Origin of the sequence: Paraplanobispora siamensis (assembly GCF_016863175.1) — a bacterium.
In the GTDB taxonomy this organism is placed as follows: Bacteria; Actinomycetota; Actinomycetes; order Streptosporangiales; family Streptosporangiaceae; genus Planobispora; species Planobispora siamensis.
Genome location: NZ_BOOJ01000012.1, coordinates 334954 through 360015 on the forward strand (window position 1 = coordinate 334954; position 25062 = coordinate 360015).

25 protein-coding genes are annotated in these 25062 nt (G+C 71.8%); 15 read left to right on the forward strand and 10 right to left on the reverse strand.

Annotated elements, in window-relative coordinates:
* Window positions 1-59: 59 nt before the first annotated feature.
* Entirely contained in the window at window positions 60-485 is a 426-nt protein-coding gene (locus tag Psi01_RS07070) for an MFS transporter (protein WP_204063112.1), read from the reverse strand.
* A 146-nt stretch (window positions 486-631) separates the two neighbouring features.
* Here Psi01_RS07070 and Psi01_RS07075 point away from each other — a divergent pair, with 146 nt between their 5' ends.
* Entirely contained in the window at window positions 632-1108 is a 477-nt protein-coding gene (locus Psi01_RS07075; protein ID WP_204063113.1) for a hypothetical protein, read from the forward strand.
* Here Psi01_RS07075 and Psi01_RS07080 read toward each other — a convergent pair.
* From Psi01_RS07080 to Psi01_RS07095, 4 genes are all read right to left on the reverse strand, one after another.
* Window positions 1105-3063 carry a hypothetical protein gene (locus tag Psi01_RS07080; protein ID WP_204063114.1) on the reverse strand — a complete coding sequence of 653 codons (1959 nt, stop codon included), beginning with the start codon at window positions 3061-3063 and terminating at the stop codon, window positions 1105-1107. The two genes, Psi01_RS07075 and Psi01_RS07080, sit on opposite strands and share 4 nt — an antisense overlap.
* 29 nt (window positions 3064-3092) lie before the next feature.
* On the reverse strand, window positions 3093-3401 hold the full coding sequence (locus tag Psi01_RS07085; protein ID WP_204063115.1) for a hypothetical protein: 309 nt from the start codon (window positions 3399-3401) through the stop codon (window positions 3093-3095).
* Between the two features lie 167 nt (window positions 3402-3568).
* Entirely contained in the window at window positions 3569-4510 is a 942-nt protein-coding gene (gene cydB / locus Psi01_RS07090) for a cytochrome d ubiquinol oxidase subunit II (RefSeq protein ID WP_204063116.1), read from the reverse strand.
* Window positions 4511-4520: 10 nt separating this feature from the next.
* Entirely contained in the window at window positions 4521-6038 is a 1518-nt protein-coding gene (locus tag Psi01_RS07095; protein WP_204063117.1) for a cytochrome ubiquinol oxidase subunit I, read from the reverse strand.
* 525 nt (window positions 6039-6563) lie between these two features.
* Here Psi01_RS07095 and Psi01_RS07100 point away from each other — a divergent pair.
* Window positions 6564-7079: a hypothetical protein gene (locus Psi01_RS07100; protein WP_204063118.1), complete on the forward strand. Its 516-nt coding sequence runs from the start codon at window positions 6564-6566 to the stop codon at window positions 7077-7079.
* Between the two features lie 122 nt (window positions 7080-7201).
* Here Psi01_RS07100 and Psi01_RS07105 read toward each other — a convergent pair whose 3' ends face one another.
* On the reverse strand, window positions 7202-8077 hold the full coding sequence (locus tag Psi01_RS07105; protein WP_239127229.1) for a polysaccharide deacetylase family protein: 876 nt from the start codon (window positions 8075-8077) through the stop codon (window positions 7202-7204).
* A gap of 67 nt (window positions 8078-8144) precedes the next feature.
* Here Psi01_RS07105 and Psi01_RS07110 point away from each other — a divergent pair, with 67 nt between their 5' ends.
* From Psi01_RS07110 to Psi01_RS07135, 6 genes are all read left to right on the forward strand, one after another.
* A complete protein-coding gene (locus Psi01_RS07110; protein ID WP_204063120.1) occupies window positions 8145-8888 on the forward strand; it encodes a DUF2071 domain-containing protein in 744 nt (247 codons plus the stop codon).
* Window positions 8885-10186 (forward strand): FAD binding domain-containing protein, encoded by a 1302-nt coding sequence (locus tag Psi01_RS07115; protein WP_204063121.1) that lies wholly within the window; start codon window positions 8885-8887, stop codon window positions 10184-10186. The genes Psi01_RS07110 and Psi01_RS07115 overlap by 4 nt, the downstream gene beginning before the upstream one ends.
* Entirely contained in the window at window positions 10141-10377 is a 237-nt protein-coding gene (locus Psi01_RS07120) for an XdhC family protein (RefSeq protein WP_204063122.1), read from the forward strand. The genes Psi01_RS07115 and Psi01_RS07120 overlap by 46 nt, the downstream gene beginning before the upstream one ends.
* Window positions 10378-10490: 113 nt before the next feature.
* A complete protein-coding gene (locus tag Psi01_RS07125; RefSeq protein ID WP_204063123.1) occupies window positions 10491-11318 on the forward strand; it encodes an SAM-dependent methyltransferase in 828 nt (275 codons plus the stop codon).
* Between the two features lie 158 nt (window positions 11319-11476).
* Window positions 11477-12145, forward strand: a complete 669-nt coding sequence (locus Psi01_RS07130) for an SRPBCC family protein (protein ID WP_204063124.1) — start codon at window positions 11477-11479, stop codon at window positions 12143-12145.
* 50 nt (window positions 12146-12195) lie between these two features.
* Window positions 12196-13095 carry a hypothetical protein gene (locus Psi01_RS07135; protein WP_204063125.1) on the forward strand — a complete coding sequence of 300 codons (900 nt, stop codon included), beginning with the start codon at window positions 12196-12198 and terminating at the stop codon, window positions 13093-13095.
* A 78-nt stretch (window positions 13096-13173) separates the two neighbouring features.
* Here Psi01_RS07135 and Psi01_RS07140 read toward each other — a convergent pair whose 3' ends face one another.
* Window positions 13174-13935, reverse strand: a complete 762-nt coding sequence (locus Psi01_RS07140; RefSeq protein ID WP_204063126.1) for a TetR/AcrR family transcriptional regulator — start codon at window positions 13933-13935, stop codon at window positions 13174-13176.
* 98 nt (window positions 13936-14033) lie between these two features.
* Here Psi01_RS07140 and Psi01_RS07145 point away from each other — a divergent pair, with 98 nt between their 5' ends.
* From Psi01_RS07145 to Psi01_RS07160, 4 genes are all read left to right on the forward strand, one after another.
* Window positions 14034-15005: an ATP-binding cassette domain-containing protein gene (locus Psi01_RS07145; RefSeq protein ID WP_204063127.1), complete on the forward strand. Its 972-nt coding sequence runs from the start codon at window positions 14034-14036 to the stop codon at window positions 15003-15005.
* Window positions 15002-15856, forward strand: coding sequence for an ABC transporter permease (locus Psi01_RS07150; RefSeq protein WP_204063128.1), 855 nt, complete (start codon window positions 15002-15004; stop codon window positions 15854-15856). Before Psi01_RS07145 ends, Psi01_RS07150 begins: the two co-directional genes overlap by 4 nt.
* Window positions 15857-15942: 86 nt before the next feature.
* Window positions 15943-16626, forward strand: coding sequence for a DsbA family oxidoreductase (locus Psi01_RS07155; protein ID WP_204063129.1), 684 nt, complete (start codon window positions 15943-15945; stop codon window positions 16624-16626).
* Between the two features lie 135 nt (window positions 16627-16761).
* Window positions 16762-17445: a DUF998 domain-containing protein gene (locus Psi01_RS07160; RefSeq protein ID WP_204063130.1), complete on the forward strand. Its 684-nt coding sequence runs from the start codon at window positions 16762-16764 to the stop codon at window positions 17443-17445.
* A 165-nt stretch (window positions 17446-17610) separates the two neighbouring features.
* Here Psi01_RS07160 and Psi01_RS07165 read toward each other — a convergent pair whose 3' ends face one another.
* Complete coding sequence (locus Psi01_RS07165; protein ID WP_239127230.1) at window positions 17611-18240, reverse strand: thymidine kinase; 630 nt, start codon at window positions 18238-18240, stop codon at window positions 17611-17613.
* A gap of 149 nt (window positions 18241-18389) precedes the next feature.
* On the opposite strand from Psi01_RS07165, the gene Psi01_RS07170 reads away from it, so the two are divergent.
* Window positions 18390-18869 (forward strand): hypothetical protein, encoded by a 480-nt coding sequence (locus Psi01_RS07170; RefSeq protein WP_239127232.1) that lies wholly within the window; start codon window positions 18390-18392, stop codon window positions 18867-18869.
* Between the two features lie 100 nt (window positions 18870-18969).
* Here the strand turns inward: Psi01_RS07170 and Psi01_RS07175 are convergent, their stop codons facing one another.
* Window positions 18970-19635, reverse strand: coding sequence for an AIM24 family protein (locus Psi01_RS07175; protein ID WP_239127234.1), 666 nt, complete (start codon window positions 19633-19635; stop codon window positions 18970-18972).
* 197 nt (window positions 19636-19832) lie between these two features.
* On the opposite strand from Psi01_RS07175, the gene Psi01_RS07180 reads away from it, so the two are divergent.
* Together Psi01_RS07180 and Psi01_RS07185 are read left to right on the forward strand one after the other, a co-directional pair.
* Complete coding sequence (locus tag Psi01_RS07180) at window positions 19833-21887, forward strand: hydantoinase/oxoprolinase family protein (protein ID WP_204063132.1); 2055 nt, start codon at window positions 19833-19835, stop codon at window positions 21885-21887.
* Window positions 21888-21996: 109 nt separating this feature from the next.
* On the forward strand, window positions 21997-23814 hold the full coding sequence (locus Psi01_RS07185) for a hydantoinase B/oxoprolinase family protein (protein WP_239127236.1): 1818 nt from the start codon (window positions 21997-21999) through the stop codon (window positions 23812-23814).
* Between the two features lie 90 nt (window positions 23815-23904).
* Here the strand turns inward: Psi01_RS07185 and Psi01_RS07190 are convergent, their stop codons facing one another.
* The gene (locus tag Psi01_RS07190; protein WP_204063133.1) at window positions 23905-24873 is read right to left on the reverse strand and encodes an ABC-2 membrane transporter-related protein; all 969 of its coding nucleotides are present in this window, start codon (window positions 24871-24873) and stop codon (window positions 23905-23907) included.
* Window positions 24874-25062 lie beyond the last annotated feature (189 nt).

The window sequence follows — 25062 nt, forward strand, 5'->3', positions numbered from 1 at the left end:
GACGATGATCGTACGCCCCCCGCAACCCCTATCCGCAGCCCCGGCCCGGGGCACGGCGCCTAGCGGCCGGTGACCTCCGCCGGGGGTGCGTCGCTCACCGTGGACGGCAGCGCCCGCCACGCGACGATTCCGGTCAGGGTCAGGCCCGCCGCGCAGACGAGGACGGTGAACTCCGGGGACAGGACCTGCCCGAGCATCGCCCCGGCGAGGGGGGCGGGGAAGGCGGCGAGGGTGAACAGGAGAATCTGGACGGCGAGCACGCGGCCGCGCAGGTCGTACGGGATCCTCCACTGGAGATAGCCGATCTGCGCGATACCCGCGATCGCGAAACCGGCGCCCTGGACGAACGTGGGGATCGCGTAGAGGAGGCCGGGCCAGCCGCCCGGGGTGAACGCGACCAGCAGGAGGAACGGCTGGGTGACCAGCTCGATCGCGGTCGTGGCCAGCAGCGGCAGCGCCACCCAGCCGAGGCCGCTGCCCGCCATGTATGTCGCATGCGCGCCGAGGAACAGCAGGAAGTTCCGCTGTTCCTCGGCGCGGGCGGGAGCCCGTACGGGAAAGTCCTGACGGGGAGGCGGTGGTGGGTCAAGATTGGTGGGTCCCGGTGTTCACACCGATCCGGAGGTACGGCATGCGCGTCGCCCGGATGCTGGCCGTCGTCTCGGCGCTGGCGGTGATGACGGGCTGTTCTTCGGGACCGTCACTGGAGGACGCGGCGGCGGAGCTGCAGAAGGACACCCAACGCCTGGAAACCGACGACGTTTTCAAGAACCCGTTGAGTAAACTGAATATTCTTGAACGCCCCGACAAGGATATCCCCTGTGGGAATGGTAAGTTCAGGCGGATTTTGAGGGCGACGGCTGATTACGAGCGCAAGGCCCCTGATGTGGATGGCCATCTCGATCTCGCCCAGACGTTAATGGAGAACACTCTGGCTCAATTGTTCGGTTATAAGCTGGAGTATGACTTCAGTCAGACGGATAAGGAGGATGGGCGGCTAATAAGGGGGGAAAAGAAAGATCTTGGAATAACTGTCACGGTGGATGTGCTGCCGGATTCTCCAACCTGGAGACTGCGTTCGGAAACCCCATGTCTATCTCGTGGCTAGGTTGCCGATCTGCCCCAGATCTTCATTAATTCCTTGGCCTGTTCGTTGGTGTGGAACCGTGAAGCGTTTTCGGCTTTGATGTCGAGTCTATCGTTCTCGTCTGTCCACTGCTCGTACGGGATCAGTTTTTCTCTAAGTATATCTTCCCATTTCCTTCCGTTTATGCTGGCTTCGCGCTTGGATGTGTTCGTGATTTCTTCGTAGGTGTCGATCTTTGGAGGACTTCCGGTGGTGATTTCCGCCGGTGGCTCACTCGTCGGGTAGCCGGCCTCGTAAAGAAGTCGAGCTAAATCATACTTCTGACGTAGAGCGAAGTCTGACCGTTCTCCGGTCAGTTCCTCGACGCGGGTCTTGAGGCTGTCGTTCCACTTGTCGAAGAGGGCTCCGGCCCCGTAGGCCTTGGCGAGTTCCCACCCTGCTGAGATGACCGGGTCGGCGACGGGGATTCCGTCGATCCCGAGGGCTGCGGTCTCCTGGACGACGCCGCGGATCAGGTCGTCCGTAGCGTCTTTCTCTCCGCGGATCTCCACCGCGGCCTTGAATTCAAGAGCTCCAACATCACCGAACATCCGCGCGGCCCGTTCGAAGCGACCATCGTCTTTCTGGGCGTCGAGGCGGGCTGCCGTGGTCAGGGTGTCATGGCGGAAGCGGGCCATGGCCGTGTCGAAGTCGTCGGTCAGGCGTTTGTCTCCGGCGAAGGTCCGCAGGAAGCCGAACGTGTCCCTTGGGCTGAGGTAGAAGGCGGGGGTCACGCCGGGGACGGCGATCCAGTTGTCGGGGACGGACATGCCGGAGGTGCGGTAGACCGCCTTGTCGAAACGGCCGCCCGAGGCGAGTTCGTGGACGTACGACTTCGCGATCGTGCTCATGGAGCCCCGGGCCGCCTCCGGCAGTTTCTCGCCGAGGGAGCCCGCCGCCAGGATCGTGTCCAGCGCGAACGCCGCGGCGGCCGGGCTGTGGTGGCCCGGGCGTTCGGTCGTGGCGCCGGTGCCGGCCTGCACGGCCCGGCCGAAGGCGGCGGCGACGTCGTCCCCGGTCTCGATCGTCAGGGCGTAGTCCAGGATCTGCTTCATTTTGTCGGCCCGGCCGAGCTTGACGTCGGCCCCGCCCATCTTCGCGAACGCGTCCCGCGCGGCCGCCCCGTCCCCGGCGAGCAGGCCCAGGCCCAGCGCCACCAGGTCGGGGGAGAGGTCGTAGGCCCGTGTCTCGACGGGTCCCGCGCCCCGCCAGTCCTGCCGGGGCGCCTTGGTGAACCCGTCCAGCGCCAGGGAGCGGGCCGCCGCGCCGCGGACGGCCGCAGGCAGGCTCACGCCCTGCAGCAGGGCGAGCCGGTTCCACGCGGTGGCCTTGTCGGCGGGTTTCAGCAGGTCGTTCCTGACCTTGGTGAAGGCGGGAACGAGAGGGGGAGCGCTCAGAGCGGCGCCGAGGGCCTTGCCGAAGGCCGCCAGGTCGGCCTTGGCGGTCCCGCTGCCGGTCCGGGCGATCCGGGTGGCCAGGGAGTCGCGGATATGCGGGGGCAGGAGGGCGAAGAAGGCCGCGGCGGCCTGGGGATCGCCGGCCAGCCGGGCGACCTCGTCGGCGTGCTCGTGGATGAGTCCCGCCTGCAGTTCGCCGCTGAAGTTCACGAAGATGTCGTGGCCGTACATCCGGGCCAGGCCCCGGGCCGTCTCGAAGGACTCCAGATCGCCGGGGAGGCTGACGAACGCCCGGTCGTCCCCGCCGTTCAGGGCCTGGATCAGGTCGGCCCGGTCGTGGAGCGCGGAGACCTGGCCGCGGCCCCACTCGGCGATCTCGGAGATCTCCCGCAGCGCAGCGGTGCCGACCCCGTTCGCGCCGAGCCTGCGTTCGAACTTGGCGCAGAAGGCGGTCAGCCCGGCGGAGGCGTCCCGCAGGTCCGCGGCCATCCGGCTCATCTCACCGGGGTCGATGCCGCAGAACTCGTCGGTCGGCGCCACGGGGAGAACCTCCTTCGACGGTCGCGTGCTCACAGACGCCCGGCCAGCTCCCGCCGCGCCGCGTCGGCCTGGGCCCGGGTCACCAGGGGAGGGTGGCGGCGCAGTTCGTCCTCGACGGCGTCCACCACCTGTTGCGCCAGGCGGGCCAGCCGGCGGTGCCGGTCGTCCACCTGCTCCGTCCACGCGGTGGCCGCGGGGCCGGTCCACACCTTCCCCGACTGCATCGCCTGGACGACGCGCCGGTAGGCCGTACGGACCTCGACGGCCCGCTGCTCGGCCTCCGCCAGGAGTTCCCGCAGCCGCAGATGGCGCGGGTTGGGCACCATCGGCTCGGTCATGGCGGCCTCCGTTCCCTCCCGGACCCCCTGCTCGGAGAAAACACCACCCGACACGCTAGACACGGCAGGTCACGCCGACAAGGGCAACGCCCCATGAGTGACGGCTGACGAGGCGATATCAGTGGAGACGGGCGATATCGCCTCGCAGAAAAAGCCGGCGGAGGCGCTCAGGAGACCTCGGCGACCAGCCGCTTGCGGAACACCCAGTAGGACCAGGCCTGGTAGCCCAGCACGAACGGCAGCGCGATCAGGCCGATCCAGGTGAGCATGCCCAGCGTGTACGGTCCCGAGGCGGCCTCGGCGACGGTGAGGCCGGGCAGCGGCGCGGGCCACAGGGCGCCGAACAGGGCGGCGCCGGTCAGCGCGATGGAGGAGGCGGTGGCGGTGAACGCCCAGCCCTCTCGGCCGCGCCAGGTCAGGGCCACGGCGGCGGCCAGGAAGGCCATTGCGGCCAGGGCGCAGCCCCACAGCCAGGGGGAGGCGCCCCACCCGGCGACGGCCGTACCGGCCGAGGGGATGCCGGACAGCGCCACCACCCCGGCGGGCAGTGCCACCACGGAGACGACCATGGCGGTACGGCGGGCGCGGGCGCGCACCGGGCCGGAGGTCTTGAGCGCGACGAAGACCGCGCCGTGCAGCAGGCACACCGACAGCGAGAACGCCCCGCCGGCCAGTGCGGCCGGCGCGCTGGCGCGGAGCAGGTCGGCGAAGACCGCCCCCCACAGGAAGGCCGGCAGGGCGCTGCCGGCGAGGATGCCCAGGTCGCACCAGGCCCGGTCGGAGGCGTGCTGGACCTTGCCCCGCCACTCCAGGCCGACGCCGCGCATGATCAACCCGGCCAGGACCAGCACGATCGGCAGGTAGAACTCGCTGAGCAGCCCGGCGTACCAGGCGGGGAACGCGGCGAACATCGCGCCCACCGCGGTGATCAGCCAGACCTCGTTGCCGTCCCAGACCGGGCCGATCGTGCCCAGGACCTGCCTGCGCTCGGCCTCGTCGCGGGAGAGCACGGGCGCGAGCATGCCGACGCCGAAGTCGAAGCCCTCCAGTACGAAGAAGCCGGTCCACAGGAACGCGATGACCGCGAACCAGAAGGTGGTGAGTTCCATCGTTACCGCCTCAGTACATCAGGGTCGGCTGGAGCATGACGGCCGTCCTGTCGCCGTCGCCGGTGCCGCCGGTCCCGGTGGGGGAGGCGGGCGGGACGGAGGGGGCGGGCTCGGGGCCCGCCTTGACGTGGCGGACGATCAGTACGGCCTCGGCCACCGCGAGCAGGCCGTACAGGAGGGTGAAGACCGCCAGTGAGACGGCCACCTCGGTCAGGCTGACACCGGGGGAGACGCTCGCCGCGGTGAGCAGCTCGCCCTGGACGGTCCACGGCTGGCGGCCGATCTCGCTGAGCAGCCAGCCCGCGATCATCGCGATGAACGGCAGCGGGAGGGCCAGCAGGCAGAGCCGGGCGAACCAGGCCGGGACCTCGCGCGGCGCTCCTGCGGCGCGGCGGCGCAGTGTCCGCCCGCGCGGGGCGGGCTGCCCGTCGGAGGGGCCGGTGGCGCGGCGGCGCCGGGTGAGCCACAGGCCGAGGACCGACAGGCCCACCGTGGTCATGCCGAAAACGATCATCACGCGGAAGGACAGGTAGACCACCGGCAGGTTGGGCCGGTAGTCCCCGGGGCCGAACCGCTGGGTGTACTCCTCCTGGAGGTCCTCCATGCCGCGGACGACCGCGTTCGGGTCGTTGGTGGCCAGGAAGCTCAGCAGCATCGGCACCTCGACCCCCGGGACCGGGGAGAAGGCGGCGCCGGCCGTGTCGCGCTCAAGGCCCTCGGCGGCGGCCAGCTTCATGGGCTGCTGCTCGTGCAGGAGCTTGCCCGACAGGTCGCCGCTGCCGGCGACGACCATGCCCGCGATCGCCGTCATGACCAGGGCGGCCCGCATCGGCGTGCGCCACATGCTCACGGCGAGGCCGGCGCCCCGCCGCATCGGGACGGTCCGGTCGGGATCGGCGCTCCGGCGCTCCTTCAGAACCTGGTAGCCGCAGACCGCCAGCACGAACCCGCCCGCGATCACGAACGATCCCGCCACCACGTGCGGCACCTGGGCCAGCGCGGTGGAGTTGGTCAGTACGGCCCACAGGTCCGTCATCCGGGCCTTGCCGTCCACCACCTCGTACCCGACCGGGTGCTTCATCCAGGCGTTGGCCGCCAGGATGAAGTAGGCCGACAGGTTGGAGCCGATCACCGCGGCCCAGATCGTGGCCAGGTGCACGCGCTTGGGCAGCTTGTCCCAGCCGAAGATCCACAGACCGAGGAAGGTCGACTCAAGGAAGAACGCGAGCAGCGCCTCCAGGGCCAGCGGGGCGCCGAAGACGTCGCCGACGAAGACCGAGTACTCGCTCCAGTTCATCCCGAACTGGAACTCCTGCACGATGCCGGTGACCACGCCCATCGCGAAGTTGATCAGGAAGATCTTCCCGAAGAACTTCGTCAGCCTCAGGTACTGCTCCTTGCCCGTACGGTGCCAGGCGGTCTGCAGTCCGGCCACGAAGACGCCTAGGCCGATCGTCAGCGGTACGAACAGAAAGTGGTACACGGTGGTCACCCCGAACTGCCACCGTGCCAGGTCAAGCGCCTCCATGCTTCCCCCCGCGGGTCTGAAGCTCTACAAGCCGTAGTTCTACTTCTAGTAGTACTACGGCCTGTAGAGCAATAGGCGGGAGCGGTGCCGCGAGCTGATGCGATCTTTGTCACACGGCCCGTTTCGAGACCGCACTTCTCTGGCGGGCCAGATCGTCCCTCCGGCTCGCGGCACCGGTCCTTCTTCCCTCGCCGGGGGCGCGCCCCGGCCGTCCCGGCGAAAGAGCTGGCGGCTCCACCTGCCGGGAGGGCGCTTCCGGGTCCGCCAGGCTCCCGGAAGCGCATGACCTCATGCTGGTGCAGGCGGTGCGGGCGGCGCGTCCGCCGCTCGGGTGATTCGGGGGTAGGCCGGACGGCGGACATGATCACGCGGCTTGCAAGCGCGGTTACGGAGCGCTGTAAGCACCTATAAAGCGCGGATAAAGGACCGGCAAGAGGGCTGCAAGCACGCTCGGTTATCAATGAGTCACGCCCAGGGGGGATCCGGCAGGGAGCCGGTCCGAGGGGCGCTAGGGAGAGAACGACAATGAAGCGACTGACCATGGGCCTGCTGGCCGCCACCGCCACCGCCGCGACCTTCGCGCTCGCGATGCCGGCCTCCGCCCAGGCGGCCACGCCCACCACGGCGTCCGCCACGGCCAGCTCGTCCGGCTACGACTACGACGACTACTGGGGCCCCGTCTACTCACACAACTACAAGGCCAAGGCCAAGGGCTGGATCGGCGTCGAGTGGGACCACCACCAGGAGTCCAACGAGGTGCACGTCCGCGGCAAGCTGTACGACCTCGACCACCGCACCTACGGGCAGGGCGGCAAGTGCGCCTACGTGAAGATCCAGGCGCACCGCTTCGACGACCACCACAACTACTGGGCCGAGAGCGAGTACTACAAGTACTGCGGCGCCGGCGGCTACAAGAAGTTCCACTTCTCCAGCCACGACGTCGACGGCGTGCGGGCGAAGGTCTGCCAGATCGGCCTGCACAGCAAGTACCCGACTCGTTGCGGTGACTGGGAGTACCTCTACACCGCCGAGAGCGAGTAATCACATAGATTCCGGCCGCGGTCCGTTCCCAGGGAGGGGGGAACGGGCCGCGGCTCTGTTTTCACGGGCGGCTCTACTGCGGGCGGCTCTTCTGCGGAGGACGGCGCCAGCGGATGAGGCCGTCAGCGGGTGACGCCGGCCGCCTTGAGATAGGCGTCGAGGTTGCCGATCTCGAAGCCCCGGCGCTTGATCTTGTTGACGAGGATGCGGAAGTCCCGCGACAGGTTCGGCCGGAAGTGCAGCAGCAGCACGTCGCCGGGGCGGAGCTTCTTGTCCGGCACCTGGTAGGCGATCTTCCCGCCGGGCTGCACGGTCGCGGTCCACAGCAGCAGGGCTTTGACGCCGCAGGCCTTGGCCGCCCGCCGGGTCAGCGTGTTGTGGTTGCCGAACGGCGGGCGCAGCAGCCACGGCGCGGTCCCGGTCTGCCCGCGGATCAGCTTGGAGGCGCCGCAGATCTCGGCCCGCTGTCCCTCGTAGCCGAGGGTGTGCAGGTCGGGATGGGTCAGGGTGTGGTTCTCCACCGTCGCGCCCGCCTCGCGCAGGCTCCGGACGTAGTCCCACTTCCCGGCGCCCAGATATCTGCCGCCCTGCGCGGTCGGGTCGGCCGCGCCCCGCGCCTCGACGGCGTCGCGGGTGACGAAGGCGGCGATGGGGATCCGCCCGTCGCGGACCTGTCTGACGAGGCCGGGATCCTGCTCCCACCCGTCGTCGATGGTGAGGAAGACGACCTTCCGCTCGGTCGGGATGGAGCTGATCACCGGCGGCAGCCCGTCGGCGGACCGGGGGATCCGCCCCACCTCACCCGGTTCCGGCAGCGCGCCGGGCGGTCCCGCGGGCCCGGACGGCGAGGCGGACGGACGCCCGGAGCCCTCGGCGGTCTGCGGCGACCTCTCGACGGCCGCCCCGGAACCGCGCTCCGCGCCGGTCGCGCACCCGGCCGACGACAGGGCCACGAGTACGGCCGCCAGCCCGATTTGCCATGATTTCTCCCCAGCCACGGGCGACCATCCTGCCAGGAACGGAGCACTGGTCCGGCATCCGTCCGGCGCCCGTATCCTCGCTGCCATGAGCTTCAGCGGGACCCCGAGGCCGCCTTTGCGCTGGTACCACGCCGAGACCGACCTCGACGACTTCGCGATCGTCAGCTACCGGGTGCCGACCGGCGCGCTCGCCCGGTTGCTGCCCGAGGGGGTCGCCCCGGTGGAGTTCGCTTTCTCCGACGGGGAGACGGCGGCCATGGTCTCTGCGGTCGCCTTCCGGGACCGTGACTTCCACTTCCGCTTCTGCCCGCCGGCGGCGATCAACTGCGGCCAGATCAACTACCGGGCCTACGTCACGGCGGGCGGCCGGGAGGGCGTGTGGTTCTTCGGCACGAGCCTGGACCACCCGCTGGTCGCCGTGCCGCGGCGGGTGTGGGGCATGCCGTGGCGCCGCGCCCGCATCCGCATCTCCGCGGAGTGGGACGCCGCGCCCGCCCGCTGGCGGCTGTCCGGCGACGGGGCGCACTGCGAGGCCGCCGAGCTCGGCGCGCCGCCCGTGAGCCTGGACGGGTTCACCGGCGAGAGCCACTGGATGGCCCTGCTCACCCACCCGACCGTCGGCTGGTACCGCCGCCGCGACGGCCGCGTGGGCACCTACAGCATCTGGCACCCGCCGATGCGGCCGCGCCACCTGGCCGCCACCTCGGCCGGGTTCCGCCTCTTCGAGGAGCTCGGCCTGACCACCCCCTCCTCGAAGCCGCACTCGATCCTGGCCCAGGAGCGCATCCACTTCGACATCCACACCCCACCCCGCCTGCTGCGGCGGTGAGGAACCGCCTTCCGGGAGGGGACGAGGCGCACAGGCACGGCCCGGAGTCCCGGGTGATCGCCGGAGGGCACAGCCTGCTCCCGATGATGAAGCTCCGGCTGGCCCGTCCCGAGGTTCTGATCGACATCAACGACCTGGCCGAGCTGTCCTTCCTCGGGGTCGAGGGGAACGAGCTGGTCGTCGGTGCGCTGGTACGGCACGCGCAGCTTCCCGCCGACCCCACAGTGGGGCGATTTTTCCCGATATTTCGTGACGCGGAGCGGGTGATCGCCGACCCCGTGGCCCGCAACCGGGGCACGGTCGGCGGCTCGCTCTGCCAGGCCGACCCCTCGGAGGACCTGTCGGCGGCCTTCGCCGCGGTCCGGGCCACGGCCGTGATCCAGGGACCCGGCGGCGAGCGCGAGGTGCCGATCCGGGAGTTCCACCGCGGGCCGTACGAGACGGCGGTGGAGCCCGGCGAGCTGCTCACCCGGCTGCGGGTGCCGCTGCGCCCCGGCGCGGGGAGCGCCTACGAGAAGGTCGAGCGCCGGGTGGGCGACTGGCCGGTCGCCGCGGCCGGGGCGCTGCCCCGGCTCGACGGCGGGGTGGCCGCCGAGGCCGGGATAGGGTTGACCGCCGTCGGCGCCGAGCACTTCGCCGCGCCCGAGGCCGAGGAGTACCTGACCGGCCGGGCCCCGACGAGGAGGCGTTCGCCGAGGCGGGCCGCATCGCCGCCGCGAACTGCGACCCGCAGGCCGACGCTCGCCGTGATGTGCGACGGGCACGAGGTCACCACCGTCGAGGGGCTGGAGCGCGACGGCGAGCTCGACGCCGTGCAGGCCGTACTGGCCACCGACAAGGTGCGCTTCCAGGGACAGGAGGTCGCGTTCGTGGTGGCCGACGACCCCTACACGGCGCGCGACGCGGTGGAGCTGATCGACGTCGAGTACGAGCCGCTGGAGCCGGTCGTCGACGCGCGCCGGGCCCTGGATGAGGACGCCCCGGTGATCCGCGACGACCTGGAGGGCCGGACCGGCAACCACATCTTCGACTGGGAGGCGGGCGACCGCGCGCAGACCGACGCGATCTTCGAGCGGGCCGAGGTGACGGTGGCGCAGGACATGCTCTACCCGCGCGTGCGCCCCGCGCCGCTGGAGCTGCCGTTGCGGCGGGTCGGCGCCGCCCTCGGCTACCAGGTCGAACCGGCCGACGGCCCGCCTGCGCCGGACACCGCGGCCGTGGTGGTGGCCTCGCACGGGGTGGGGAGATCCCGGTGCTGGCGGCGGCCCTGCGCGCGGGCGTGCCGTACGTCGGCCTGATCGCCGGTCGGCGCCGCGCCGCGGCCGTGCTCGCGGAGGTGGAGGGAGGCGGGCGGGTGCACGCCCCCGCCGGGCTCGACCTGGGCGCCCGTACACCCGGCGAGATCGCGCTGTCCGTCTACGCCCAGATCGTCGCGGAGCGCCGAGGCGGACCGGGAGGGATCGCGGCGGGTGGAACAGCAGAGGGCTGAGGCGGGCGGGACCGGATTGGCCGAATGGCGTTCTCTTCGTTTTTCCCCGCGCACGCCGCCCGTCTGGTTATGATCACGCCTGGCTGCCCGCACTTCCCCGAGACGGAGCCTCCATGGCCGAAAGCAACCCCCTTCCCTGGTCCCCGCCGGAGGGGGAGATCCCCAAGATCGATTCCACCGTGCCGCACCCCGCGCGGATCTACGACTACTGGCTCGGCGGCAAGGACCACTTCGAGGCGGACCGGGTGGCGGCGGAACAGGTCATCGCCGCGGTCCCCGAGGTCCGCCACACCGCCAGGGAGAACCGCGCCTTCCTGGGCCGGGCCGTGCGCCACCTCGTCGAGAACGGGGTCACCCAGTTCCTCGACATCGGCACCGGCATCCCCACGCAGGGCAACACCCACGAGGTGGCCCAGCAGGTCCTGCCCGAGGCGCGCGTCGCGTACGTCGACAACGACCCGATGGTCCTGGCCCACGCCCGGGCGCTGATGATGAGCACCCCGGAGGGGAGGTCCACCTATGTGCAGGCCGACCTCCGCGATCCGGAGAGCATCCTCGACCACCCCGAGGTGCGCTCCACCATCGACTTCGACCGGCCGGTGGGCATCCTGCTCGTGGCCATCCTGATGTTCATCAAGGACTCCGAGGACCCGATCGGCCTGGTCAAGCGCATCACCGACGCGGTTCCCGCGGGCAGCTACCTGGTCGTCTCGCACGTCAGCCAGGACCTGCTCGGCCCCGAGGCGGTCCAGCGCACGCTCCAGGTCTACAACCGCGCCTCGGCCACGATGACCATGCGCACCCACGAGGAGATCACCCGGTTCTTCGACGGCTTCGAGATCGTCGACCCCGGTCTGGTGGAGGTCTACCGGTGGCGCCCTGAGGAGGAGATCCCCGACCGTCCCACCGCGGTGTACGCCGGAGTCGGCCGCAAGCGGTGACCCCGGCGGTCCGGGGACGGCGTTCCCGGGGCGGGTTCTCCGGATCCTCGTCACGGCGGAGATCCGGAAACACGCCTCAGGGCTGACAATCCCCGGACACGCCGGAGGGCAGATGTTGCTCTTATCCCCGTGGCCGGGGACTCTCTAGAGTGCTGGACGTGAAGGTCGCAGGCAGCGCCGTGCTCGGCATCGACAGAGATCGTGTGTGGTCCGCGCTCCAGAACCCCGACGTGCTGGTGCGCACGATCCCGGGGTGCGAGCGCCTGGAGGAGACGGGGCCCGACACCTACCGGATGACGGTCACCGCGGGGGTGGCCTCGATCAAGGGCGTCTACCAGGGCGAGGTCGCCCTGTCCGAGCCCGAGGCCCCCCGGCGCTTCGTGCTCAGGGCCAGGGGCCAGGGCGCGCCCGGCACCGTGGACGCCACCGTGGAGGTACGCCTCAGCGAGGTCGACGGCGGCACCCGGATCGACTACGACGCCGACGCCGTGGTCGGCGGCATGATCGGCGGCGTGGGCCAGCGGATGCTCAGCACGGTGGCGAAGAAGACCGCGGGGGAGTTCTTCTCCGCGGTCGAGAGCCACCTGGTCTCCGGCGGGGAGGCCCCGGTTCCCGGGACGGCCCCCGCCGTCCCCGGAACGGCGCGCGAGGCCGCCGTACCCGGGGCGCCCGCGGAGCAGGTCCGGGTCTTCGAACGTCCGGCCCCGCCCGCGCGTCAGGGCGTACCGGCCTGGACGGTCGTGACGGCGTTCGGGATGGGCGCGGGCATCGCGCTCGGCAGCGCGGTGATCGGCTGGCTGCTGGGCCGCGCCGACCGGAGGCGCTGACCTCGGACGAACCCTCGCGATTGGGGATCTTCCGGCGTAACGTGACGGGTATGCGCGAGGCACGTGCTGAGGATGCCCGGAACGAAGCCAGACGACTGATTCACGATCTCCTGGGGGAGGAGCGGCCATCCGCCGGTGTCCTGCTGCGTGAGGCCGCGACCGTGCTGGGCGCCGATCGCGTCGAGCGTTGCGCCGAGCTCGCCCGGGGCGCCCCGCTGACCCGCAGGTCCGCCGAGCTCGCCTCGCTGGCCGGGCTGTTTGTCGGCACCCGCGAGCTGGGGGAGCAGTGGTGGCGGCAGGCCAGGGACGGCAAGCGGCCCGCGCCCGACGAGGTCCTGCGCGCCGCCACCGCCGTCGACCCGTGGGCCGACCTGACCGTGCTGGAGATGCTGGCCGCCTGGATCGCCGACGACTCCGCGGACGAGACCTGGGGCAGGCCGAGCGCGGTCACCGACCTGAACTCCTGGCAGGCTGAGGACCGGATCGCGCTCCCGGCCGACGCGATCCCAGGCCAGCGGATCGTGGTCGCCTTCGACGCCGGCGGGCGACTCGACGCCGTGGTGATCCGCCGTCCCGACGAGGACCTCGGCTCGAACCTGGACTTCAACTCGCTGCGCTACTCCCGGCCCGCCGAGGCCCAGTGGAGCTGGGGCGTGGCCGCGGGCCTGGGCCCGCACCATCTGCGGGAGGACCCCGACCCGTACACGCAGCCGGTGGACCCCGCCGCGGCCGACGCCCTGCGCGTCTGGGCCCTGCGGCACGGAGCCACCGCCGAGCAGACCGGGCGGGAGTGGCGGGTCAAGGGGGACGTCGTGGCCGCGATCGAGCGGGTCGACTGGATGTGGCGCAGCGGCGAGTGGTTCGCCTGGTGGCGCGGGGTCGCCGCGCTGGTCGACGGCGACCCCCTCCAGCTCGCCGCCCGTCTCGAGGAGATCGCCGCGGCGTCCTGAGGGGCCCGGACCGCCGTGGCCTCCCGGCCCCTGTTCCGGCCGGTCCGTGAAGTCGTCGCGGGGACTCCCCGGGCCTGTCTATCGGCCGGCGATCAGGGCTGCGACGCCGTCGAGGATGCGGGCCAGGCCGAAGTCGAGGGCGTGCGCCGGGTCGGTGGCGCCGTTGTGGGCCTGGCCGGCCGCCTGGCCGACCCGGGAGGCCACCGGGAAGCGGGAGGCGTCCATGACCTTCTCCAGGGCGGGGGCGCTGACCAGCCACCACTCGGTCTCGCTCATCCCGGTGCTCTGCTGGACCTGGTCCAGGCTCGCCCGGATCCTGGCGGTGCCCTCGACGTGGGTGAGGATCAGGGTCAGGACGGAGTCCATCTCGATGTCGGACAGGCCGATGCCCTCCAGTGGGCGCAGCTCGGCCTCGTATTTGAGCGAGGCGTTCGGGCCCACCACCGGCCGGGCGGTGACGATCTGCAGCATCCAGGGGTGGCGGAGGTAGAGGTCCCAGTTGCGCGCGGCGACGAACTCCATCGCCTCCCGCCACCCGCCGGGCTGTGAGGACGGGGCGTCCACGTCGTCGTAGAGCTGCCCGTAGGCGGTGTCGATCATCAGATCGGTCAGCTCGATCTTGCCCGGAACGTGCGTGTAGAGGGACATCGTGCCCACTCCCAGCCGCTCGGCGACGCGGCGCATGGACAGGGCGTCCAGGCCCTCGGCGTCGGCGATCCCGATGGCGGTCTCGACGATCGCGCGCACCGTCAGACCCGAACGCCCCGCCTTGGTGTGCGAGCCCCACAGCAGCGCCACGCTGCGCGCCGGGTCGCCGCCCGAGCTCCTCTTTCCGTCCACAGGAACAAACTCCCCACCCTCGTCGTCCTTCTATCGTATCCCGTTCCGTACGATGTACCGTACACAGTACGGTAAGGTTGTGCGGGAGGAGGGCGGAGATGGAAGACGAGAAGAGTGCGATCACCGCGCAGGACGTGCGCAAGAGCTATTCCGGGGCCCCGCGGGAGGCGGGGCTGAACGGGTTCGACCTGCGGGTCGCCGCGGGGTCGGTCTGCGGGCTGCTCGGGCCGAACGGCGCGGGCAAGACCACGGCGATCCGGATCCTGTCCACACTGCTGGAGATGGACGGGGGGCGGGCGAGCGTCGCCGGGTTCGACGTGCGGACGCAGGGGCGCAGGGTCCGCGAGAGCATCGGTCTGGTGGGCCAGTACGCCGCGGTCGACGAGATCCTCACCGGACGGCAGAACCTGGTGATGTTCGGCAGGCTGAACCGCCTGCCGGCTCCCGCGGCCCGGCGCAGGGCGGACGAGCTCCTGGAGCGGTTCGACCTCACCGGCGCGGGGACGAGGCCGGTCGGCGGCTACTCCGGCGGCATGCGCCGCAAGCTCGACCTGGCGGCCAGCCTGGTCGTCTCGCCGCCGGTGCTGTTCGTCGACGAGCCGACCACCGGCCTGGACCCCGCGGCCCGCCAGGAGGTGTGGACGGCCGTCCGCGAACTGGTGGACGCCGGCACCACGGTGCTGCTGACCACGCAGTACCTGGAGGAGGCCGACCGGCTGGCCGACCGCGTCTGCATGCTCACGGCCGGCCGGGTCGTCGCGGAGGGCACCCCCGAGGAGCTCAAGTCCGCCGTCGAGGGGGACCGGATCGAGATCGTTTTCTCCGGCCCCGCGGACACGCAGGCGGCCCTGCCCGTTCTGGCGCGCGCGGCGTCCGGCGAGCTGAGCGTCGAGACGGCCGCGCACCGCGTCGGCGTTCCCGTCGCCGAGCGGACCAGGGCGCTGGTCCGGGTCGCGACCGCCCTGAACGAGGCGGGCATCGAGCCGGAGGACATCACGCTCCGGCGTCCCACCCTTGACGAGGTCTTCCTCCGCCTGACGGGGGACGACAGGACGGAGGTGCGCGCATGAACGCGGCCGTTCAGCCCCGGTCCGCCGGTTCGCTCCCGGCCGGGTCCGGCGACTCGCCGCCGCTCAGGTTCGCCCGGGCGCTGGCGGACGCCTGGACGATCACCCTGCGCGACCTGGCCCACTGGACCCGGCGGCCCGGCACGGTCGTGGTCGGATGGGTCTTCCCCGTCATGATCGTGCTGATCTTCGGCGGCCTGTTCGGCGGGGCGATCAGCGTGCCGGGCGGGGGCGACTACTTCGAGTTCCTGATGCCCGGCATGTTCACAATGACCATGCTCTTCGGGCTGGAGACCACCATGATGGCGGTGACCACGGACGCCTCCCGGGGGGTGACCGACCGGTTCCGCTCGCTGCCGATGAGCTCCTCGGCCGTCGTGCTGGGCCGGTGCGCCGCCGACATGCTCAACTCCGTCGTCGGCCTGGCCGTGATGATGGTCACCGGGCTGCTGCTGGACTGGAGCTGGCACGGCGGGGCCGGCGCGGCCGCGGCCGCCGTCGGGCTGCTGCTCCTGCTGCGCTTCGCCCTGCTGTGGATCGGCATCTTCATCGGCCTGGCCTCCGGGGGACCGGAGACGGTCAGCGCGGTCCAGATCCTGGTCTGGCCCGCCGGGTTCCTGTCCAACATCTTCGTGGACGCCGGCACCATGCCCGCCTGGCTCGGTGCGATCGCCGAGTGGAACCCGCTGTCGGCGACGGCGTCGGCCACCCGCGAGCTGTTCGCCAACCCCGGCATGGGCGCGGACTCCTGGGTCGAGCAGAACGCGGTGCTCATGGCGGTCGTGTGGCCGGTGCTGATCACCGCCGTCTTCCTCCCCCTCTCCGCGCGCACGTTCAGGAGGCTGAAGGCCTGAGCTCCGCCGGTGAGCTGCGGGGATCCGGAAGGGGGCCCGGAGGCCGGCGCGGAATGGGCGGGCCCCCGCCACGGTTGCACGCTTACGTGAAGGTTGAGATCTATTCCGATGTCGTGTGCCCCTGGTGCTACATCGGCCACACCCGCTTCGCCCGCGCCGCCGAGCGCTATCGCGCCAAGGGCGGGCAGGTCGAGGTCGTGCTGCGGCCGTTCCAGCTCGCACCGGACGTCGAGTCCAGGGGAGAGCCTCTCATCGAGTGGCTGGCCGCCAAGTTCGGCGGGCCGGAGCGGGCCGGGCAGATGATGACGCGGGTCGTCTCCGCCGGGGCCGAGGACGGCCTGGAGCTGAACTTCGACCGGGCGGTGCACGCCAACACCTTCGAGGCCCACCGGCTCATCCGGCTCGCCGCCGAGCAGGGCCGGGGCGAGGAGATGCTCGAACGCCTCTTCCGCGCCCACTTCACCGACGGGCTCGACATCGGCTCGGCCGAGGTCCTGGAGAAGCTGGCCGGTGAGCTCGGCGTCCGGGTCGGCTTCGGGGCCGGGGACGGGCAGGAGGGCGCGGCGGCGGTCAGGGAGGACCTGGCCGGGGCCCGCGCGATCGGCGTCACCTCCGTCCCGCTGTTCCTGTTCGAGGGCCGGTTCGCCGTCTCCGGCGCCCAGCCCGAGGACGCCCTGCTGGCCGCGCTGGAGGAGGTCGCCGAGCGGACGGGGCAGACTCCTGCCGCACAGGCCGGGGACGGCTGCGACGACGACCACTGCGCGGTCTGACTCCCATCGCGTCTGACCCCCCACAGCGCGGTCTGACCCCCGCGGACACCCGCCGGAACCTCTCCTGCCCGGGGCCCGCCGGAATCGCCGGCGGGCTCCTCCCGTTGTGATGAGGGAACAGCCGCGACGGGAAGGATGATCGTGCAGCGAGCCGCGCAGGCAGGGCTGGCAGCCGTGGGGGCCGGGGCGATGATCGTCCTCGGCCTGGACCTGGCCTACCTGGCCGAGGTCAACCCGCTACGGCGGACGATCAGCGAGCACGGGCTCGGTGAGCACGGCTGGCTCTTCTCCCTGGGCGTCGGCCTGCTGGCCGCCGGTTCGCTGACGATCGGAGCGTCGCTGGTGGGCCGCAGGCTGACGGCGACCTGGTCGCTGGGGAGCCTCGGGCTGCTCGCGTGGAGCGCCGGGCTGCTGGTGACCGCCTGGTTCCCCAAGCACGACTGGTCCGTCGGGCCGAGCCTCAGCGGGAGCATCCACCGGGCGGGCAGCATCGTGGCGTTCCTCAGCCTGCCCATCGCGGCGTTGATCATCGCCAGGCCCTGGCGGCGCCACCCCGAGTGGCGCCTGCCCTCCCTGGCGGTGTCCGCGCTGGGGCTGGGCTCGGTGCTCTGGCTGCTGGGCATCGCCGGGGCGATCGTGTTCGCCGAGCGCAGCGGGCTGGCCTGGTGGCAGGTGATGCCGCTCGGGCTGGTGGAGCGCGGACTGGCCGTCACCGAGGTCGCGGTGGTGGCCGCGCTGGGTGTCTGGGCGGCCCGCCGTGAGCGCGAGGGGGGACGGCTCCGGCAGCCCGTACCCGAGAGGGTCCTGCCGGACTCGTGAGAGCGGCGGACTCCGGCGAGGCGCGCCGTACTCCGCAGGCCGGGCCGTACCCCGTCAGGCCGAGGCGCGCCATACCTCATAGGCCGGGCCGTACTCCGTTGGGCCGGCCCGTACTCAGTCAGGCCGAGGTACGCCGTACCTGATGGGCCGCGGGCCGGGGCGGGATCAGCCGTCCCCGAGGTCGCCGGCGCGATAGTGGCGCCGGCACAGCACCTGATAGCGGATCGGGTCGGCGCCGGTGTCGCCGATGACGACCTGTTCGCCGGTGCGGACCATCCTGCCCTCCACCACCCGGGCGTTCAGCCGGCCGGGGCGGCCGCACCAGCACAGGACCTCGACCTGCAGGCGGCTGATCTCGTCGGCCAGCTCGAACAGGCGCTGGGCCGCGGGGAACATCTGCGAGCGGAAGTCCGAGGGCAGCCCGAAGGCGTAGACGTCGATGCCGTGCTCGTCGGCGAGGTCGGCCAGCTGCTCGATCTGCTCGACGCTGTAGAAGCAGGCCTCGTCGCAGATGACGTAGTCGATGGGCTTGTGCGCCAGCACCAGCCCCACCAGGTCGAGGCCGTCCTCGACCTCCACGGCCTCGCTGCCCAGGCCGATCCGGCTGGTGACCCGAGCCCCGCCCGAGCGGTCGTGCTTGGTCAGCACGAGCCCGCGCCTGCCCTGGCGGCCGTGGTTGTAGTTCATCTGCAGGGCCAGGGTGGACTTGCCGCAGTCCATCGGGCCGAAGTAGAAGCGCAGCACCCCATGCCGGGTTCCGGCGGGGACAGCGGACAGCGCAGACAATTCGGTCACGGGCCGCCAGCTTAGTGGGTCCGCCGCAGGTGTTTGGGCACGTGTGCCCTTGGTAGGAATCACAGTTCCCGCGCCGGTCAAGGTTCAACGTGGCTTGTTTCCGTAAAGCGTGGGAGATTCTTTGTGCCCGACCGAACCTGGGAGAACCCGTGACGACTACCAAGACCCCCGCCCCTGCCGCCGCCGCAGCCAAGCCCGCCCCGTCGGGGGCGGTGCCCGCCGCCGTCCCGCCCGCCCCGGCGCCCGCGGCCTCCTCCGAGACCGCCGAGATGCCCGCCGCACTCGCCGCGATGATGACCGAGGACGAGGCGGTCGCCGCCCAGGCGGAGGCGGCCCGCTGGCGGTACGGGTTCTACGTGGTGCTGACCGGCCTGATCGTCATCCTGGTCGGCTTCGTGGTGATCGCGCTGCAGGACGGTGAGGGAAGCGCCCCGTTCGCCGGCCTGGTCGGCGTCTCCGGCGCGATCATCGGCGCCTACTTCGGGGTCCAGGTCGGGCAGTCCGGCAAGGCCCGCGTCGAGGCCGAGCTGCGCCGCGCCAACGAGATGGCCATCCGGCTCGCCGCCAAGATCCACGCGCACGACGCCGACGCGGTGATCAACTCCACCATGGGCACGCGCCGCCGCTGACTCCCCGGCCGGGAGACGCCTCCCGCCCGGGCGGGAGGCGTCTCCCCACCGCGGAGCCGTACGGTCGCGGAGCCGTACGGCCCGCCGCGGGCCGGGACGGTCAGGCCGTCTGCGGGACGATCGGGCCCTCGCTGGCCTGGACCAGGACGAAGCCCTGGCCCTGGAAGGCGAGCTGCAGGGCCTCGCCGCTCCCGCGGCCGATGATCGCGCCCGCCTTGAAGGTGCGGTTGACGCCCACCCGCAGCCCGGTGCTCCAGCACACCGCGGACTGGCCGTCGGCGAAGGTCGGCGCCTGGGAGGTGTCCAGCAGCACCGGCGCGCCGTAGGCGGTGACCGCCACCCAGCCGGTGCCGGTGATCGTGGTGTTGAACAGGCCTCCGGCGGCGACACCGGCGCCCTGGACCCGCTGGATGTCCCAGGTGAGCTGCGGGTCGAAGGCCAGCAGGTTGCTCCCGTTGACGGTGAGCGCCTCGTTCTGCAGATAGAACAGGTGCACGTCCTGGGCCTTGTCGGCGAGGAAGAGCATGCCCTGGCCGCGCACGCGCATCAGCGGCGTGCCCTCGCCGGTGACCATCTTCTTCAGGAACCGGCCCATCCCGCCGGAGCCCTCGTAGTCGAAGTCCATCTGACCCTGGAACGCGACCATCGACCCCTGCCGGGCGAGCACCTCTCCGTTGAGCTGGACCCGTAGCATCTTGCTGTTCTGCTGGGCGAAGTGGCCGGGAGCCTGGCTCTGGTCCAGGTTTCCGAAGAACGAGCTGAGCACGGAGTCTGCCTTTCGAGGTCGGTGGGGACGCCGCACCATGCGGGGCGTCGCACTATCAAAGACGCGCGCGGCGAGGCGGGAGTTCCTCAAGGCAGCGCCGGAGATCATCGGGCGCGCCGAGGTTGCCAAGGATCAGGGCGAGCTTCGGCAGAGTCCGCCGATTTGCCCGGTCGGCGCGACTGGGTAGACACGGGGTCATGCGCAGCGTCCGTATCGGCGTCGACACCGGAGGCACGTTCACCGACGTGGTCGCGGTGGACGAGCAGACCGGTGAGATCACCACCACCAAGACCCCCTCGACCCCCGCCAACCCGGCCGACGGCTTCATGGCGGGCATCGCGAAGGTCCTCGGCGCGGCCGGACCGGAGACCGTGCCGTCCGGCATCCCCTCCGGCACCAGGGTGTCGGCGGTGGTGCACGGCACCACGGTCGCCACCAACCAGCTCCTGGAGGACCGCGTCGCCGACCTCGGCTTCGTCACCACCGAGGGCTTCGAGTTCATCCTGGAGATCGCCCGGCAGAGCGTGCCGGACGGCTACGGCAACTCCTACTTCTGGGTCAAGCCGCCCCGCATCGTCCCGGTGCACCGGGTCAGGACGGTCGGCGGGCGGATGGACCACACCGGCGCCGAGGTCAGGCCGTTCGACGAGGCGCGGGCCGCCGAGGCCGCCCGCTGGTTCCGCGACCGGGGGATCACCGCGATCGGGGTGTGCTTCCTGCACTCCTACGCCAACCCCGATCACGAGCTGCGCATGCGCGAGGTGCTGGCGCGCGAGCATCCCGGGGCGGTCGTGTCGATCTCCAGCGACGTGCTGCGCGAGTACCGGGAGTACGAGCGGTCGGTGACCACGCTGGTGGACGCGGCGGTCAAGCCGACCATGCGCCGCTACATCGCCAACCTCTCCGAGCGCCTGGGCATGCCGTTCTCGGTGATGAAGAGCAACGGCGGCGTGCTGTCGGCGGCCGAGGTCGTGCACCAGCCGATCACGACCGTGCTGTCCGGCCCGGCCGCGGGCGCGCTCGGCGCCGCGCTGATCGCCTCCACCGCCGGGCACCCGTCGGTGATCACCCTGGACGGCGGCGGCACCTCCACCGACGTCGCGGTGGTCGTCGACGGCGAGCCCTCGCTGACCACCGAGGGCAGCATCGGCCGCTATCCCTGCAAGATCCCGATGATCGACATCGTGACCGTCGGCGCGGGCGGCGGCTCCGTCGCGTGGGTCTCGCCGGAGGGCACGCTCAAGGTCGGGCCGAAGTCCGCCGGGGCCGACCCCGGACCGCTCTGCTACGGCCGGGGCGGCACCGAGGTCACCGTCACCGACGCGCACGTCTTCCTCGGCCGGGTCCCGCCGCACCTGCTCGGCGGGGAGATACCGCTCGACGCCGACGCCGCCCGGCAGGGCGTCGAGGCGCTGGCGGGCAAGCTCGGGCTGAGCCCCGAGCGCACCGCCACGGGCATCCTGGAGATCAGCGCGTTCAACCAGTCCAACGCCATCCGCCAGATCACCGTGAAGCGCGGCCTGGACGTGCGCGACTTCCCGATGGTGGCCTTCGGGGGCTCGGGGCCGCTGCTGGTCTGCCGCCTGATCGACATCCTGGGCCTGCCCGCGGTGGTCGTCCCGCCCGACCCGGGCAACGTCTCGGCGTTCGGCCTGCTCACCGTGGACGTCAAGAACGACTACGTGCGCACCTTCGTCACCCGCGAGCTGTCCCTCGGCGCCGCCGCCGAGATCTTCGGCGAGCTGGAGGCCCAGGCGGCCGACGCCCTCGACCGCGAGGGCTTCACCGACCACGTCTTCGCGCGCAGCGCGGACCTGCGCTACTACGGCCAGGCCTACGAGGTCCGCGTCCCCGCCCCGGCCGGGCCGCTGGACGAGGCCTGGCGCGAGGAGGTGCTGGACCGCTTCCACCGCGAGCACGACAAGCTCTACGGGTACGGCTACCGCGACGACCCCCGGCACGGCGTCGAGTGGGTCAACCTCCGCGTCTCCGGGATCGGCCCGATCACCCGCCCGGCGATCCGGCGCAGGCCGTACGGCACGGCGGACCCCGGACCGGCGCGGACCCGCGAGGTCTTCTACGACGAGTGGGCCCCGGCCCCCATCCACCGCCGCGCCGACCTCGGTCCCGGCGCGGTGGTCCGCGGGCCCGCGGTCGTCGAGGAGTACGGCTCCACCCTCCCGGTCCACCCGGGATTCACGGCGACCATGGACGAGTTCGGCAATCTGGAGGTGCGCCGTGACCACGAGTGAACCCGACGGAGTGAGCGGAGCGGGCCGCGAGGGACGAGCGGGCCGCGGAGCGAATGGGGAGGGTGAGCGAGCAATAGACGCTGGCGGGGCCGCGCAGGCTGCGGATCCGGTGCTGGTGGAGATCGTCGAGGGGACGCTCGCCTCGGTGGAGAAGGAGGTCGAGACCGCCATCGCGCGCACGGCCCGCTCGCCGATGATCCGCGACGCGCACGACTTCCGGGCGGGCATCCACGACGTACGGCTGCGCAAGCTGACCGGCCGGTCCTACTCGGCGCTGGTCCAGCCGATCGTCCGGGACTTCCCGATCGAGGAGATGAACCCCGGCGACGTGTTCTTCCACAACGACGTCTACCTGTCCGAGGGCGGCATCGGCCACCTGCCGGACCTGTGCGTCACGGTCCCGGTCTTCCACGACGGCGCGGTGGTCGCGTTCGTGCAGGCGTTCGGGCACCACGACGACATCGGCGGGGCGGTCCCCGGATCGATGCCCTCGCACGCGCGCAGCGTGTTCGAGGAGGGGCTGATGGTCCCGCCGATCAAGCTATGGGACCGGGGGACGCCCAACCGGGCGGCCCTGACGATCATGACGCGCAACTCCCGGATGCCCGACTCGCTGGCCGGTGACCTGGACGCCGAGTGCTCGGCCTGTCTGATGGGCGCACGGCGGCTGGGCGAGCTGTTCGACCGCTACGGGCGCGAGGCGGTGGAGGCGTGCTTCGACGCGATCATCTCCAAGACCACCGAGACGTTCCGGCGGGAGCTGCTGGCCAAGATCCCCGAGGGCACGCACGTGTGGGAGGACTACGCCGAGCACGACGGCGTGGACGAGCCCCGCCTGCACACCCAGCGCATCACCCTGACCGTCGAACACTCCGCCGAGGTCCCGCTGGTCATCGACTTCACCGGCACCTCGCCGCAGGCCAAGGGGCCGATCAACCACGCGGGCGACTACGCGGGCGGGGTGTTCCTGAAGAAGTGGCTCGCCCCGATCCTGCGCAACCTCGCCGACACCCCCGAGCGCATGGCCGAGCTAGACGTCAACGAGGGCGTCGTCCCGTTGATCGAGATGCGCTTCCCGGAGAAGGGAACGCTGCTCACCCCGATCTTCCCGGCGCCGACCAACGCCCGCACGTTCGTCATCCTGCGGCTGCTGGGCGTGCTGGCCGGGGTGCTGGCCAAGGCGACCGGCGGACGGATGCCGGCCGACCAGGAGACGATCCGCTACACCGGCGTCTACGGCGAGGACGCCGACGGCGCGCCGTACCTGATGCGGGAGGTCCTGGGCGGCGGTTCGGGCGGGCGCTGGTACGCCGACGGGGAGGACACGATCCACGTCGTGCCCGACTCGCGCAACATCCCCGTCGAGTTCGCCGAGTCCCGCTGGCCGTTCCGGGTCGAGCGCCTGGGCCTGGCCGCCGACTCCGGCGGACCTGGCCTGTACCGGGGCGGCCTCGGCTACGACAAGCACATCCGGATGCTCCGCGACGCCTCGTTCATGTCCATCGCCGACCGCTCGATCCTGTCGTGCTGGGGAGTGAACGGCGGCCGGGCCGGGCGGCCGTTCACCGTCGAGATCGAGGGCCGGGAGATGGAGGGCCTGGTCGACGACTCCCCGGTCCGCGCGGGCGAGGTGATCCGGGTGCGCACCACCGGCGGCGGCGGGTGGGGCGACCCGCTGGAGCGCGCGCCGGAGGCGGTGGCCGCCGACGTGCGCGACGGCAAGGTGTCGACGGAGGGTGCACGCGACGACTACGGGGTCGTCCTGTACGGCCCGCGCGACGACCTGCGGGTGGACGCCGAGGCCACCGAGATCCGCCGCGCCGGGCTTCGTGCCCTCCTGCCCGGCGAGCGCCCCTTCTTCGACCGCGGTCCCGGGTTCCCGTCCCTGTCGGGCGGCCTGCCGCACGCGGAGGTGGACATCGTCTGACTCGCGGACGTCGTCTGACTCCCGGACGTCGTCTGACTCCCGGACATCGTGTGACTCGCGGACATCGTGTGGCCGCCGGGCCGGTGGGGTTCAGCTCCGGCGGTGGAGGGTGCGCGCGGCGGTCAGGCCGCCGAGCGTCAGGGCGGCGGTGAGGAGGATGCCGGTCTCGGTCCACTGGAAGCGCCAGAAGCGGGTGGGCGGATGGTGGTAGACGGCCATCCGGTAGCCCTTGCCGATCAGGCACTCCTCCACGAGCCGCTGGGCGCGTTCCGACTGCGCGGGCAGGCCGGAGGGCGGCGGGCAGACACCGGAGGGCTGGTCCCGCGCCTCGCGGCCGGCGGGGTCGACCCACGCCTGGTCGACCACCTTGCCGTCGCCGCTGAACAGCGCCGACCACTCGGCGGTGACGGTCCTCACCGGCTCGGCGTAGGCGTCGCGGGAGAAGAAGATCACCGGGACGGTCAGGGCGATCGCCGCGACGGTCACCGCCATGGCGGCGAGGGTCCGGCGGAAGAAGGTCCCGGCGGCGGCGCCCAGCATGAACGCGAACAGCCACCACGCGGCCGGGACGACCCCGACCACGGAGAACACGCCGTCGTGGAACCTCCGGTCGCCGAGCGCGTCCTGGAACACGTTCAGCCACAGGCCGATCATCGCCGACAGCGCCAGCGCCGCGGTCACGACCACGGCGCCGAGTACGGCGAGCTTGACCGCCAGCCAGCGCCCGACGGAGACCGACTGCGTCCAGGCCAGCGTGGCGGTGCCGCGCTCGAACTCGGTGGCCAGCAGCGGGGCGCCCCAGAACGCGCCGATCAGCCCCGAGCCGAGGAAGGGCAGCAGGCCGAAGACCAGGTAGACCGGGTTGTAGAAGTCCTCGTAGAGCGCCGAGTTCACCTCCAGGCAGGCGGCGCCGGGACCGGGGCAGCCGGGCGGGGCGTGCTCGGCGACGTAGGCGCCCGCCCGCAGTCCGGAGACGAGCAGCAGCAGGCCCAGGGCGAGCAGCAGCCCGCCGGTCACCAGGATCTGCGCGCGGTGCTGCCGCCAGGTGAGCCAGAGCACGGGAAGGGTCCTTTCATCGAGAACGGGACCGCCGGGGCGGGCCGGCGGACGAGGGCCGGGTCCGGCGGACATGGCCGCGGACGGGCGGGTGCCGGGGGCGGGGCTGATCGGCAGGGCCGCGGACGGGCGAGCGCCGGAACGGGAGCGCCGGGGTCAGTGGGCCGGGGCCAGTGGGCCGGGGCCAGTGGG

What these genes read in the sequence shown, in the direction of transcription:
- Psi01_RS07070 (WP_204063112.1), bottom strand. Translation starts at nt 485, where the DNA reads ATGGCGGGCAGCGGCCTCGGCTGGGTGGCGCTGCCGCTGCTGGCCACG.
- Psi01_RS07075 (WP_204063113.1), top strand. Translation starts at nt 632, where the DNA reads ATGCGCGTCGCCCGGATGCTGGCCGTCGTCTCGGCGCTGGCGGTGATG.
- Psi01_RS07085 (WP_204063115.1), bottom strand. Translation starts at nt 3,401, where the DNA reads ATGACCGAGCCGATGGTGCCCAACCCGCGCCATCTGCGGCTGCGGGAA.
- cydB (WP_204063116.1), bottom strand. Translation starts at nt 4,510, where the DNA reads ATGGAACTCACCACCTTCTGGTTCGCGGTCATCGCGTTCCTGTGGACC.
- Psi01_RS07095 (WP_204063117.1), bottom strand. Translation starts at nt 6,038, where the DNA reads ATGGAGGCGCTTGACCTGGCACGGTGGCAGTTCGGGGTGACCACCGTG.
- Psi01_RS07100 (WP_204063118.1), top strand. Translation starts at nt 6,564, where the DNA reads ATGAAGCGACTGACCATGGGCCTGCTGGCCGCCACCGCCACCGCCGCG.
- Psi01_RS07110 (WP_204063120.1), top strand. Translation starts at nt 8,145, where the DNA reads ATGAGCTTCAGCGGGACCCCGAGGCCGCCTTTGCGCTGGTACCACGCC.
- Psi01_RS07125 (WP_204063123.1), top strand. Translation starts at nt 10,491, where the DNA reads ATGGCCGAAAGCAACCCCCTTCCCTGGTCCCCGCCGGAGGGGGAGATC.
- Psi01_RS07135 (WP_204063125.1), top strand. Translation starts at nt 12,196, where the DNA reads ATGCGCGAGGCACGTGCTGAGGATGCCCGGAACGAAGCCAGACGACTG.
- Psi01_RS07145 (WP_204063127.1), top strand. Translation starts at nt 14,034, where the DNA reads ATGGAAGACGAGAAGAGTGCGATCACCGCGCAGGACGTGCGCAAGAGC.
- Psi01_RS07150 (WP_204063128.1), top strand. Translation starts at nt 15,002, where the DNA reads ATGAACGCGGCCGTTCAGCCCCGGTCCGCCGGTTCGCTCCCGGCCGGG.
- Psi01_RS07160 (WP_204063130.1), top strand. Translation starts at nt 16,762, where the DNA reads ATGATCGTGCAGCGAGCCGCGCAGGCAGGGCTGGCAGCCGTGGGGGCC.
- Psi01_RS07180 (WP_204063132.1), top strand. Translation starts at nt 19,833, where the DNA reads ATGCGCAGCGTCCGTATCGGCGTCGACACCGGAGGCACGTTCACCGAC.